Origin of the sequence: Nostoc sp. CMAA1605 (assembly GCF_021596505.1) — a bacterium.
Classification (GTDB): domain Bacteria; phylum Cyanobacteriota; class Cyanobacteriia; order Cyanobacteriales; family Nostocaceae; genus Trichormus.
The window spans coordinates 16,107-27,937 of the sequence record NZ_PJIZ01000082.1 but is presented as its reverse complement, the minus strand read 5'-3'; the positions used below and the strand labels follow the sequence as shown (position 1 = coordinate 27,937).

19 protein-coding genes and 1 pseudogene are annotated in these 11,831 nt (G+C 40.9%); 13 read left to right on the top strand and 7 right to left on the bottom strand.

From position 1 onward, the window contains the following. From CV014_RS22770 to CV014_RS22755, 5 genes and pseudogenes are all read left to right on the top strand, one after another. Positions 1-819, top strand: a pseudogene (locus tag CV014_RS22770) (homocitrate synthase/isopropylmalate synthase family protein); the annotation flags it as partial. A 155-nt stretch (positions 820-974) separates the two neighbouring features. Further along, positions 975-1,106, top strand: coding sequence for a hypothetical protein (locus CV014_RS30210; RefSeq protein ID WP_268964863.1), 132 nt, complete (start codon positions 975-977; stop codon positions 1,104-1,106). Positions 1,107-1,114: 8 nt separating this feature from the next. Continuing rightward, positions 1,115-1,996, top strand: coding sequence for a substrate-binding domain-containing protein (locus CV014_RS22765; RefSeq protein WP_236144105.1), 882 nt, complete (start codon positions 1,115-1,117; stop codon positions 1,994-1,996). 104 nt (positions 1,997-2,100) lie between these two features. Next, positions 2,101-2,799, top strand: coding sequence for an ABC transporter permease (locus tag CV014_RS22760; RefSeq protein ID WP_236144104.1), 699 nt, complete (start codon positions 2,101-2,103; stop codon positions 2,797-2,799). Next, entirely contained in the window at positions 2,796-3,950 is a 1,155-nt protein-coding gene (locus CV014_RS22755) for an ABC transporter ATP-binding protein (protein WP_236144103.1), read from the top strand. The genes CV014_RS22760 and CV014_RS22755 overlap by 4 nt, the downstream gene beginning before the upstream one ends. 55 nt (positions 3,951-4,005) lie before the next feature. Here the strand turns inward: CV014_RS22755 and CV014_RS22750 are convergent, their stop codons facing one another. Continuing rightward, positions 4,006-4,587 (bottom strand): TetR/AcrR family transcriptional regulator, encoded by a 582-nt coding sequence (locus CV014_RS22750; RefSeq protein ID WP_236144102.1) that lies wholly within the window; start codon positions 4,585-4,587, stop codon positions 4,006-4,008. 16 nt (positions 4,588-4,603) lie between these two features. Here CV014_RS22750 and CV014_RS22745 point away from each other — a divergent pair, with 16 nt between their 5' ends. The 6 genes from CV014_RS22745 (at position 4,604) to CV014_RS22720 (ending at position 8,638) form a co-directional block, all read left to right on the top strand. Beyond that, entirely contained in the window at positions 4,604-5,278 is a 675-nt protein-coding gene (locus CV014_RS22745) for a 2OG-Fe(II) oxygenase (protein ID WP_236144101.1), read from the top strand. A 342-nt stretch (positions 5,279-5,620) separates the two neighbouring features. Continuing rightward, the gene (locus CV014_RS22740) at positions 5,621-6,442 is read left to right on the top strand and encodes an NADPH-dependent oxidoreductase (RefSeq protein WP_236144100.1); all 822 of its coding nucleotides are present in this window, start codon (positions 5,621-5,623) and stop codon (positions 6,440-6,442) included. Between the two features lie 159 nt (positions 6,443-6,601). Then, the gene (locus tag CV014_RS22735; protein WP_236144099.1) at positions 6,602-7,060 is read left to right on the top strand and encodes a hypothetical protein; all 459 of its coding nucleotides are present in this window, start codon (positions 6,602-6,604) and stop codon (positions 7,058-7,060) included. Beyond that, positions 7,057-7,740, top strand: coding sequence for a hypothetical protein (locus tag CV014_RS22730; protein WP_236144098.1), 684 nt, complete (start codon positions 7,057-7,059; stop codon positions 7,738-7,740). The genes CV014_RS22735 and CV014_RS22730 overlap by 4 nt, the downstream gene beginning before the upstream one ends. Before the next feature lie 158 nt (positions 7,741-7,898). Beyond that, positions 7,899-8,147 carry a UPF0175 family protein gene (locus CV014_RS22725; RefSeq protein ID WP_236144097.1) on the top strand — a complete coding sequence of 83 codons (249 nt, stop codon included), beginning with the start codon at positions 7,899-7,901 and terminating at the stop codon, positions 8,145-8,147. Further along, the gene (locus CV014_RS22720; RefSeq protein WP_236144096.1) at positions 8,144-8,638 is read left to right on the top strand and encodes a DUF3368 domain-containing protein; all 495 of its coding nucleotides are present in this window, start codon (positions 8,144-8,146) and stop codon (positions 8,636-8,638) included. The genes CV014_RS22725 and CV014_RS22720 overlap by 4 nt, the downstream gene beginning before the upstream one ends. A 91-nt stretch (positions 8,639-8,729) precedes the next feature. Here CV014_RS22720 and CV014_RS22715 read toward each other — a convergent pair whose 3' ends face one another. From CV014_RS22715 to CV014_RS22700, 4 genes are read right to left on the bottom strand one after another with little or no spacing between them, the layout of a single operon-like run. Beyond that, entirely contained in the window at positions 8,730-9,116 is a 387-nt protein-coding gene (locus tag CV014_RS22715) for a type II toxin-antitoxin system VapC family toxin (RefSeq protein ID WP_236144095.1), read from the bottom strand. Continuing rightward, positions 9,113-9,343: a type II toxin-antitoxin system Phd/YefM family antitoxin gene (locus tag CV014_RS22710; RefSeq protein ID WP_236144094.1), complete on the bottom strand. Its 231-nt coding sequence runs from the start codon at positions 9,341-9,343 to the stop codon at positions 9,113-9,115. Before CV014_RS22710 ends, CV014_RS22715 begins: the two co-directional genes overlap by 4 nt. Positions 9,344-9,385: 42 nt before the next feature. Continuing rightward, positions 9,386-9,787 carry a type II toxin-antitoxin system VapC family toxin gene (locus tag CV014_RS22705; protein ID WP_236144093.1) on the bottom strand — a complete coding sequence of 134 codons (402 nt, stop codon included), beginning with the start codon at positions 9,785-9,787 and terminating at the stop codon, positions 9,386-9,388. Continuing rightward, entirely contained in the window at positions 9,784-10,029 is a 246-nt protein-coding gene (locus tag CV014_RS22700) for a type II toxin-antitoxin system Phd/YefM family antitoxin (protein ID WP_236144092.1), read from the bottom strand. The genes CV014_RS22705 and CV014_RS22700 overlap by 4 nt, the downstream gene beginning before the upstream one ends. Before the next feature lie 287 nt (positions 10,030-10,316). Between CV014_RS22700 and CV014_RS22695 the strand changes: the two genes are divergently transcribed. Both CV014_RS22695 and CV014_RS22690 read left to right on the top strand, forming a co-directional pair. Next, positions 10,317-10,685, top strand: coding sequence for a type II toxin-antitoxin system RelE/ParE family toxin (locus tag CV014_RS22695; RefSeq protein WP_236144091.1), 369 nt, complete (start codon positions 10,317-10,319; stop codon positions 10,683-10,685). Between the two features lie 8 nt (positions 10,686-10,693). After that, complete coding sequence (locus CV014_RS22690; protein WP_236144090.1) at positions 10,694-11,077, top strand: helix-turn-helix domain-containing protein; 384 nt, start codon at positions 10,694-10,696, stop codon at positions 11,075-11,077. A gap of 42 nt (positions 11,078-11,119) precedes the next feature. Here the strand turns inward: CV014_RS22690 and CV014_RS22685 are convergent, their stop codons facing one another. Both CV014_RS22685 and CV014_RS22680 read right to left on the bottom strand, forming a co-directional pair. Continuing rightward, positions 11,120-11,488 carry an aspartyl protease gene (locus tag CV014_RS22685; protein ID WP_236144089.1) on the bottom strand — a complete coding sequence of 123 codons (369 nt, stop codon included), beginning with the start codon at positions 11,486-11,488 and terminating at the stop codon, positions 11,120-11,122. Next, a complete protein-coding gene (locus CV014_RS22680) occupies positions 11,485-11,802 on the bottom strand; it encodes a hypothetical protein (RefSeq protein ID WP_236144088.1) in 318 nt (105 codons plus the stop codon). The genes CV014_RS22685 and CV014_RS22680 overlap by 4 nt, the downstream gene beginning before the upstream one ends. Positions 11,803-11,831: the final 29 nt, after the last annotated feature.

The following is an 11,831-nucleotide window of genomic DNA, read 5'->3' as shown; positions in this document are numbered from 1 at the left end:
CCGATATTCAGATAGCTGCTAAATTCAAAGGACAACGACAGTTAGTCTTAGATAAACTAGGGATGCAATTAATTTTGCCTGCGATCGCGGTTTATCTGTCTCCGTCGGTGGCGAAGATTCTTCGAGAGCCGATGAAGCTTTTCTCTTAGAAGTTGCCCAATCTGCCCAAGAATGGGGCGCGTTTCGGTTTCGCTTCTGTGATACTGTAGGAGTTCTTGACCCACAACCACCTACAAAAAAGTTAGTCATCTGGTATCGCACCTATCAATTGTCATCGAAATGCACACACATGACGACTTTGGTATGGCTTTGGCGAACACCTTAGCCGGTGTGAAAGCTGGCGCGATATCTGTGAACACCACCGTCAATGGTATAGGTGAACGAGCCGGAAATGCACCCTTAGAAGAAGTCGTGATGGGACTCAAATATCTCTACGATATACCCACAGGAATTGATACCAAACGACTCGTAGAAGTATCAAGACTAGTCTCCAAAGCGACTAACTTTCCTGTCCTTCCTTGGAAAGCGATCGTTGGTGAAAATACCTTTGCACACGAATCAGGGATTCATGCTCATGGCGTACTGCAAAACCCCATCACCTATGAACCATTCGCACCAGAAGACGTAGGTTGGGAACGACGTTTAGTAGTAGGTAAACATTCCGGCCGCCATCTCCTACTCAGCGTCTTGCAACAACACGGTATCACCCTTGGTCAAGCCGAAATTCAATCAGTATTAGATGCAGTCCGTCATCAATCAGTCAAAACTAAACGCAGCCTCACCGTTGAAGAACTACTAAGCTTAGTTCCCCAAACCTAAGAACCTGAACGAGTAGAGAGAAAACTACTTCTCAACAGCGCAATTAATTCTGTAATTTATACTCCCTGAGTCAGTAGAAAGACTCAGAATTTCATAAAAAAATTCAAAGCATATTTAATTTATCAACTGTAAAAATTGCGTTGTTAAATCAGAATATGAAACGCAAAAAACACCCTTATTTTTCTTCTTACCTTTGCGCCTTTGCGCCTACCCTGCGGGAACGCCAAGGGCGAATGCGTGAGACAAATCCTATTCTCAATCAACAACGCCATCTGTGTAAATCCTGAGAGGTTATATGGTTCAAAGAAGATTCGTCATCGCCGCCTTAGCTTCTTGTCTAGCAATTGTAACTACTAACACTAGTAACTTATTAACACCACAAGCCAACGCTCAATCTCCTACAAATCGCAATGTCATTATCGCCATGACAACTAGCATCGAAGATAGCGGATTACTTGATGATTTAGTCCCAGCATTTGAGAAAAAAACAGGCTATCGACTCAAAAAAGTTGCCGTAGGAACTGGACAAGCTTTAGCCTTAGCAGAAAAAGGCGAAGTTGACGCACTATTCGTCAATTCACCGAAAGCCGAACGCAAAGTTTTACAAGGTGGTGCAGTGACTAACCGCCGTTTAGTTATGCACAACGACTTTGTAATTGTAGGGCCGGGTAATCCTGACAAAGCCAAGATTCGAGGTAGCAAAAACGCTGTGCAAGCGTTTAATGCAATTGCCAAAAATCAAGCATTATTTATATCAAGAGGTGATGATTCAGGGACGAATAAATTAGAGAAGGATTTATGGCAACAAGCGAATGTCAAACCTGCTGGTGGTTGGTATCAACAAACAGGTTCAGGAATGGCGAGAACTTTACAAGTTGCTAATCAAAAACTGGGATATACCTTAGTTGATAGGGCAACATATATATTTCAGAAAAAAAATATTACTTCTTTGCAGGTTTTAGTAGAAGGAGATAGGAAATTATTAAATCTCTATCATGTGATGCAAGTAAATCCGCAGAAATTCCCCAGAGTTAATAGTGCGGGATCTAAAGCTTTTATTGATTTTGTTCTATCTCCTGAAGGACAGAGAATAATTGCTGCTCACGGTAGGCAAGAATTTGGACAGCCATTGTTTTTTGTTGATGGGGGTAAGAGTGAAAAAGATTATGGGTTTTAGTCTTTTTAAAAGCTCACGCCAAGGCGCAAAGACGCAAAGGTAAAAAGACATATTGGTTTTGGGTGACTGCACATTTCAGTATTTTTTCGATTTTTAAGAGACTCGTGGATACAATCATTGATGGAGCGAATAAGGCTCTAGAGTTATTAATTAATGGCGATCGCAATGTTATCGATGTAATGACGATGACATTGCTAGTCTCTGGAGTGGCGACAACTATTAGTGTGTTGTTGGGTGTACCTTTGGGTTTGTGGTTGGCTTTAGAAGATTTCTTCGGGAAATCTATATTAAACAGTGTCGTTAACTTCGGGATGGGATTACCGCCTGTGGTGGTTGGCTTGGTGGTGAGTCTATTTTTGTGGCGTTCTGGCCCTTTGGGCGACTTGGATTTAATGTACACACCTACAGCCATGATTATTGCTCAAACTATCATTGCTTTCCCGATAGTTGCGGGTTTTAGTTTTGCTGCCATCCTCAGTATTAATCCGAAACTACGTTGGCAATTATTATCAATGGGGGCGACACCTTGGCAAGCTCATTGGTTATTAATTAAGGAAGCACGATTAGGCTTGATAGCTGCCATTATTGCAGGTTTTGGTCGCGTCATTTCGGAAGTTGGCGCATCAATGATGGTGGGGGGAAATATCAAAGGACAGACGCGAGTTTTAACTACAGCTATTGTCACAGAAGTAGAAAAAGGTAACTTTGATGTGGCGATGGCGATCGCTTACATTCTCCTGTTCATTACCTACAGCATTGTGGTGTCGCTGACTATCTTGCAGCACGATAAGAAGATGTTATGAGTAAATTGCATAAGTTAAAGTCGTTTATCAATTTAGAATCTCCTCCTATAAAAACACCGGAAAATCAGGAGGAAGTCAATCAATATATCCTGAATATGCGTCAGGTGAAGGTTGATAGTAAAAGCCGGAAAAATATCCTATCAATTGATAATTTCGCCGTCCGTCCAGGGGAACTTGTGGCTGTAGTCGGCCCTAATGGTGCGGGGAAAAGCACCCTATTAAGAACTATCAATATGTTGCAGTCCTACTGTGGGGAAATGCAATTATTTGGACAGGATGCACGTCAAGTTAATCAAACATCCTTGCGTCGTCGTTCTGCATTGGTGTTTCAAGAAACATTACTGTTGGATGACACGGTATTTAATAATGTTGCCAGAGTCTTACAGTTTCGCGGTGTACCAAAGCATCAAATTAAGCATAGGGTATATACTGCCCTGGAAACATTCGGCTGTGAACATTTAGCACATCGACAAGCCCGCGCCCTTTCTGGCGGCGAAGGTAAGCGAGTGTGTATTGCTTGCGGGTTAGTAGCTGATCCAGAATTGCTGTTATTAGATGAGCCTTCCGCTTATTTAGATGTAGCAATTCGTCCGCAAATCATCGAGAAAATTCGCCAATGGGCGGAAGCTAGAGGGGCGGCGGTGATCTTAGTCAGCCATAACTTTACAGATATCTTGAATTTTGCCGATCGCGCGATCGCTTTATTTGACGGTGGAATTATCCAAGACGATAAGTTAGAAATGCTCATCCGTCGCCCAGCTAACCAACAACTCGCCCGACTTGTCGGTATGGATAATGTCATCCCTTGTCAAATCGAACCAGAACACCGTGGTTATTTGATTAAGTTAGCTAACACTATGGAGTTTTCTTATTATGGCGAAATTAATGCACCCATCACAGCCTGTTGTCTATCCGGTGATGCGTTCCATATTGACGATACACGTTCTGCGATTCCGCAACAGCCAGGGTCAGTTTCTATTCAAGGCAGGGTGGAACGGATTGTGCGTGGTGTAGGAACTTATACCATCAAGGTGAAGGTGGGAGAACAAACTTTAACGGCTAGAGTTCCTCGTAATGATGTGTCAGAGAATGTTTACCATCACAGCTTGATTAAGTTGGCGTTTCATCCGAGAGATGCACATTTTGTATGAGTGGGAGTTTTTAAACGCGGAGGGGCGCGGAGGTAAACGCAGAGGGGCGCAGAGTTTATTTTGATGCTGTTTGAATGAGAATTAATGCCGCTTTCTTTGCTTGGGATGCGGTTGACCAACTGCCTTCCATCATGGCAACTACGATCGCACCTTGTATGAGCAACAGCAGTTGTCTAGCTAATTGTTCTGGTAATGTAACTTCTGCTGCTTGAGCAAGAGTTTTGATGTAGTGGTAAATCGCTTGTTGATGTTCTAGTGCTACTCGATACCCAGGGTGGTCAGGATTAGCTAATTCTACGGAGGCGTTAATAAATGCACAACCCCGGAAATCTGGGCTTTCAAACCATTCTCTTAAAGCATCAAAGATTGCCAAAAGTTGTTTAGCTGGCTCAGAGGTTTGTTGTTCAACAGTGGTTTTTAGCCATCGACACCATTTTTCATCCTCTTGTCGCAACCAAGTTTCAATCAAAGCATCTTTTGATTTGAAATGATTGTACAGCGACATTTTTGCTACACCAGATTCCGCAATGATTCTGTCAATACCGACATTGCGAATACCCTCCCGATAAAACAAATCTGATGCTGTTTGCAAAATGCGATCGTAGACAGATTTACGTTTCGTTTTTAGTTTAGTCATCTACCTTAAGCAAATCATGCTAAATCTCCAATCTATTCGTATCGCAGTCATCGAAAAAGTTCCGTATCATTGGGCTTTAATTAAAGACTTATTATCAAAAGAAGTAAGTCTAGAATTGACAGCCAGTTTTCCGAAACAAGATTTTTTTCTATCAACAGGGGAGGGTTACGGCTATTATTGGGGAAAGATAATTGCTTCTAGTCAAGATATTCCTTTACTACTCAAATTTAAAGACGATCGCTGGCGACAACGGCTTGCACAAGGAAAACTAACTTCTGATTTAAAACACCTCAGTCATACGTGGAGAAATTTAATAGAAGGACTTTGGACAAATGCTTATCGTCAAGCTTTGGGAGATATGACTGGCTTAGATTTGACGGATTGTGTAATGGATATTGGATTTCGTCAATATAAATCAGGACATCAACATTTTCCCCATACAGATGAACCGAATAAGGTTTTAACTCATCTGCTATTTTTCAATCAAGAATGGTCAGAAAATTGGGGTGGCTATTTGCGGATTCTCAAAGACTCTGAACCAGATTCAGCTTTTAGAGATATTTTACCTTTGAGTCATTCTTCAGTCGTGATTGTGCGTTCTGATAATTCTTGGCACATGGTAACTCCGGTTACTTCTCCCATGTCTGAAAGTCGGTTGGCTTTACGAGTAGCTTTTTTTCGGAATGTTTAGTGAATACCTCCTAATTATTGTCTAGGAAAAATGGATGATGAATAGTAAAGTTTATCATTTCTCAAGACTTTGGAAACAAATTGTTCCTGCGCTGTTTGTTTTGCTGGTATTTATCTCTTTTGTTGTGTCGGTAAGAGAAATATTAGCAGTGGATATTTACTCTGATTATTATTCATCAAGCGACTTGGAATCTTTGACTAAGATTGTGTTTTTGTTTCCAGAGTAGTTGATAAAATCAGAGATTTTGTGATTGAGTCTACCTTTGCGTCTTTGCGCCTTTGCGTGAGACAAAAAAAGATTAATACAAGAAGTCTAACTTTGAAATGTTGGGAGTTTTTAACTATGACTAATCCTGTGGAAGTTTTGCGATCGCGCTACGGTGAAATTCCTTTTGATGTTAATATTCCTTGGAATGACTCTATCGGAACAATATTATCTCACCGTTCAGTCCGGTCTTATTTACCTGATCCTTTACCACCAGGAATTATCGAGTTATTAGTAGCTGCGGCTCAATCTGCGCCTACTTCCGCAAACTTGCAAAGCTGGAGTGTGGTAGCGGTTGAAGATGAAGAACGCAAACAAGAACTATATCGTTTTTCTAATAATCAAGCCCATGTCAAACAAGCTCCGGTATTCTTAGTATGGTTAGCCGATTTAGGTCGTTTAGCTCAAATTGCTGACAGTCGTGGACTAGCTCATGTTGCGTTGGAATACACCGAACTTTTGGTAAAAGCTATAGTTGATGCTTCCGTAGCAGCGCAAAATGTGACTGTAGTCGCGGAATCCTTGGGTTTAGGGACAGTATACATAGGCGCAATCCGCAACCATACCCAAGAAGTAGCCACATTATTGAATTTACCGCCTTTCGTCTTCCCCGTATTTGGACAGTGTTTAGGCTTTCCTAATCCTGAAGTCCAACCAGCAGTAAAACCGCGTTTACCCCAGCAAGCTATATTGCATCGAGAGACTTATAAATTAGCCGAACAAGAAGATGCGATCGCTCACTACAACGATATTATGAAACAGTTCTACACCGAACAAAACATGAACGTCGCAGGTGATTGGTCAGAACACTCCGCCGAGAGAATCGCCACCCTAGACTATCTCAAAGGCTGCAAAGATTTGCGTGAGACTCTCAATAACTTCGGCTTCAAGTTATTGTAAATTCATTCAATAGGAAAAATTCTGCTTTGAAAAGTCTTGAGCGTAGGTTTCCTGCGCTCAACTTTTTGTTACATTCCTTAGTTCGGTAGTTATCCAAGAATTTTCTGTATAATAAGAGTCCTGGGTAATTTTTGATATGAGAAAGTCTGGTATCCATCAATGACAGATGAAGAATGTAGAGAAGTGTATCGGCAACTTGTCGCTATGCTTAATGATCGTGATTTACTAAACAATAGTCAAATGAGTTGGGTGGTTGAGGAAGTTGACGATGTTATTCGTGCGGGTGAGGTGATTCATGAGCCAATTGAAAATTTTGCTAGACGATCTTCAAGAGAGTTTATAACAACAAGAGAATACACACCTCAAGAATCTTTAATCCTCCTGATTGACGCTATTGAATCAGCAGTTGTTCAAACGGCTTTCATAGAAAAAGAAGTCACAAACTTTTTCAGGAGAGAAGGCGAGGAGTTCAATATTTCACCTGAAGTTAGATTTGTATCTGAAGAAGAGGATTCACAACCAACCGTATTCACCTACAGTTTAGCTACTGATAGAGCAGAACAAGCCCTCATTCTACAAAGATTATTAACGCAATTGCGTTCAGAGGTAAGAGGATGATAAACCAAAATCTCTTAAATCAAATTCGTTCAGCATTAGGAAGCTCTATCAATCCAAACTTAACTACTAGCTCTAAAGTATTTGATTTATTTGAGGCTTATATATTTTCGTTTCTTTTAGAGGCTGCAAGAAATGAACCGAATGTAAGTATTGACTATATAGATACAAATAGGAATAGGGCAACTACTTTCACTTTCAGAACTAGCCCAGGGCAAATTTTTAATGGTTTATATACTCACGCTGAAATTACTTTCCAGCGTAAGCGACCGCTAGAGGCTCACGTGGGTGTTAGAGTAAGTGGGATTTCAAAGGTATTGCATGAATGTGATGTTCTTCTTCTAGAAAAAAGCGAAGCGGAAATTTGCCGCAACAATAGCGTTTCTCCGCAGTCTTCAAAAGCTATTATTGCAGCAGAATGCAAATATTATTCTCCTCAAAATTTTGGTCTTGAACTAGCTAGAGAATATTTGGGTTTAACAAGCGACTTCTCAAGTAATTGCAAATATTATTTTATATACAATACTACCTCTCAATCAGTTGAAGAGTTGTTGGCACATCATAAAAAGGGATGTTGGTTTAGGTATGTTATTCCTAGTCGCCCAGCAGATGTGGAGCTACTCAAAAACGAATTGAAGAATGCAATTAAAAATTTTGTGGCGACTAGAAAATATACAATTTAGTGCGATCGCTTATGGCCGCAGCATTGTTTTTCCTTGCCAGCATTGACCAAAAGAGCGATGGCGTAAACGCCCAGCGTAGCTGATCGCATTTCAGACTGTGACGGTGGAAGCGATCGCCCAGATTAAAATGAAAGAGTAATCTTTAAGTTAGTTTTCTTATGAGCATTGTCATCTCAGATGAAATCCTGCAAGCCTCACAACTGACACCAAGTGAGTTTCGCCAGGAAATTGCCATATATCTGTTTCAAAGTGGTCGTTTAACCCTTGGCTACGCCAGCCGTTTGGCAGATATGCCACCCCATACGTTTCGCCAACTTCTGAAACAGCGAAAAATTGCGCTGTATTCTTATGATGTTGAAGATTTGGAATTGGATTTGAAAAACTTACAGGACTTGGGGCGATTGTGATTGTTATTAGCGACACATCAGCAATCACGAACTTGGCAGCAATAGACCAGCTAAGGCTTCTGCCTCTCCTCTACGAACAAGTTATAATTCCAGAGGCGGTGTATCGTGAACTTGTAGACATCGATCCACCCGTACCAGGAAGTGCGGAAGTCCAAACAGCTACTTGGTTAGAAGTCAAATTCATTGCTAACCGTGAATTTGTGGAACGACTTCAAAGTGAGGTGAGATTAGATCCTGGGGAATCTGAAGCAATTACCCTAGCTTTGGAACTTCAAGCCGATTTACTACTAATTGATGAGCGTCGTGGTAGAGCAGAAGCCGACCGTTTAGGAATCAAAATTACTGGGCTACTGGGTATTTTGGTTGAGGCAAAACGGAAAAATTTAATTTTAGCTGTGAAACCTCTGATGGATGCTTTGATTGCTACCTCAGAGTTTCGAGTATCTTCAGCCCTGTACAACCAAATTTTGATCATAGTGAACGAAACTTAGTTTTTCCTTGCCTGCACTGACCAAAAGTGCGATGGCATTTGAGACTGTGACCGTGGAAGCGATCGCCAAAGCTGACTAATCATCAAAATCCTTACCACAATCGCCTAATTGAGTAGGCATCAAACGCAACATCAGCACTGATAATGGGAATCCCTTCTGCGATCGCCTGTGCAATTAACAAACGGTCAAATGGATCACGATGATGCAACGGGAGAGTGGAAACAACTGCGAGATGGGGCATTTGTATGCTGAGTAGGTCAATACTATTCTGCTGTATCTGTTGTTCAACAAAAGTGTGAAGTGGTAAATTAAAGCTCAACTTGCCAAGACTACATTTGATTGCCATTTCCCAAACACTAGCAAAGCTTAAGCATTTCTCATTGTATTCATCTTCAATCAGTACCTTTGCGGTAGTGCTAAGTTGTGGACTATCAGTGACAAACCAGATAAATGTATGAGTATCGAGCAGAAATCTCATTCCATATATTCCTTGAAATCCTCAAGCGGTTCGTCAAAGTCCTCAGATATCCAGACTTGACCTTTAGCACTACCCGCCTTAGCAGGACGACGCTTTTTTACTTGTTCTACTACAGTCAGCTTGACTACAGGTTGATTATCTTTGAGAATGACAATTTCTTCACCCTGCAAAGCCGCTTCCACCAAACGAACTAATTCTTCTGATGCGTCTGCAATGGGTATTTGCATGATACACCACCTTTGAAAACTATGTCTTTATTCTATGTCTTTTCACGAATTGGCAGCCCAAAGAATTGCCACATCGTTGTACTGCCTGAATATTGCATCAGCACTGACGAGGGTTAATTCTTCGAGCTGTGCCTGTGCAATCAACATTCTGTCAAACGGATCTCGGTGATGCAAGGGCAAAGAAGCTGCTTTTAAAGCGTGAGTTGCTGTAATTTCTAGCGATTTCATACCCAACTGTCCTATACGGCTAGAAATGTAGCTATCTGGTGGTTCTGGCAATGGTAACTTTGCGATCGCAACTTTAATCCCGATTTCCCAAATACTAGCAACCGACAACCACAACTCGTTTGTTTCATCAGCAATGTGTGTAATCGCCTCCTCACTCAACCTCTCTGGTTGAGCAAACCACCACAACCAACATTGAGTATCCAACAACAGCTTCACTCTTCACTACCCTCAAATGCTGCCAAGATATCTTCTGGTAAAGGCGCATCAAAGTCTTCTGGTACAGTGAAACGCCCTCTATCTAGCCCTAAACTAGCTCGCCGATTAGATGGGTTATGAAACGGAACTAACTTGGCAATTGGGACACCTCTGTTTGAAATAATAATTTCTTCCCCAAGCTCTACACGAGACAACAAGCGTGAGAGGTTTGTTTTGGCTTGATGGATATTTACACTTTCCATAACTTTGAAAAACTAAGTCCATAAACTTAGTTTACTTCTGTTGTGCATTGTATTGCAAGAGGTGATTAAGCACTGACCTCCATATCATCGGGCAACGTGACATCACAATTATTTATGGGACTGACGCAGTGATACGAAGAATCAAGGGTTTGGGTGAGGGTATAAGGCTTCTGAACAAATAACCTCTGTGCGTAAGTCCTGAGTAACTCAAGAAGAGAGCTTTCCAAAAAAATTTCAAAGCCTTAATATGCTCTTGAAAACATATGTGTTTGAGTGCATAATTAATAATGAATTGGGTTGTTGAGTTTCATCCAGACTTTGAACCAGAATTTGATGCTCTACCAGAAGAAGTGCAGAATAAGTTACTTGCTCGTGCTGGTCTATTGGAAACTTTTGGTTCTGAATTGGGACGGCCTCATGTTGACACGCTTAATGGTTCACGACATAGCAACATGAAGGAACTCAGATTTCAAGCCGCAGATGGTGTTTGGCGTGTTGCGTTTGCATTTGACCCCAGACGCTATGCAATATTACTAGTTGCAGGTGATAAATCAGGTGGTAGTGAAAGTCGTTTTTACAAAAAACTTATCAAAACTGCTGATGCTAGATTCGATGCACACTTAGCTCAACTAAAAAGTGAACATGAGGAAAAGTGAGGATTATCATGGGGAAAACTTTGAAAGAAAAACTAGACGAGTTCTCACCAGAACGACGTAAAAAGATTGAAGAAGAATCTAACTTGCTCATTGCAGAGGAAATGACTCGACAGCAACTAAGACTTGCACTCAACATGACTCAGGAAAAAATGGCAGAACTTCTCCAAATTGACCAAGGGAATGTTTCTCGACTGGAACAGCGTACAGATTTAATGCTGTCAACTTTGCGGAAGTACATTGCAGCAATGGGAGGAGAATTACGCCTTGTTGTAGAATTTCCCAACCGTCCACCCGTCAGCCTAGTAGGTTTTTCAGAAATCGCCGCACCAGATGAGCTAGAAAGCGATGGCTTTGCTAACCCCAAAGGCGATCGCACTCCACCAATAAAATGAGCATTTTTACATTGATCATTTTATTCAGCAACACCACATATTTTATATGTAATCTAATGTCACTCTATTTTGACTATAATCAGCGACTAAAATAAATGATTTCAACCATCGAGAACCTAATAAAATTTCCTGTATTTCATCTCCAGCAAATACAGGAATTTCCCATTCTCGATTATCTATGATGACTCTACCGTTATAAACATCAAAATCAGTTTCTCCTTGAGCAGTTCTCAATTTATCTTGATTTAAAAACTGCCAATCAAGACTCTCTACATCTTGTTTGTTCATAGCTAAAAACTCAGTAAATCCTGTATCTAACATTGTTTCTACAGGAAAACTCAAGCCATCCCCTCTAATTAAATCTATTTCAAAATAAATTTGTCCATATTCTCCAAATCTTCCCTCAATCATATTCTGCCACTTACACCTGTTTCATTAATGCCAAAAATATGATGAATCACTTGAGGGTGTTTTTCTCTAGCCATTTTACTGGCTACTTCTTTATCTTGGTCGATAAAATAATCGCCGCTATCAGGTTCAATGGCAATATACCAGCCATAATATTTGTCTAGGATTTCTGGTTTTAAACGTTCAAAAATCGCCCAACAACGCTCATAAAATGCTTGTCTTCTGGCTCTATCTTGGGCTTTCTGTGCTTCTGTCCACTGAATTTCGGGGAATACTCTTCCACGTCTGACTATTCTTTCTGGTGAAGAGTGTGTCATATTTTTTACATGATGGAGATTGATTTTTC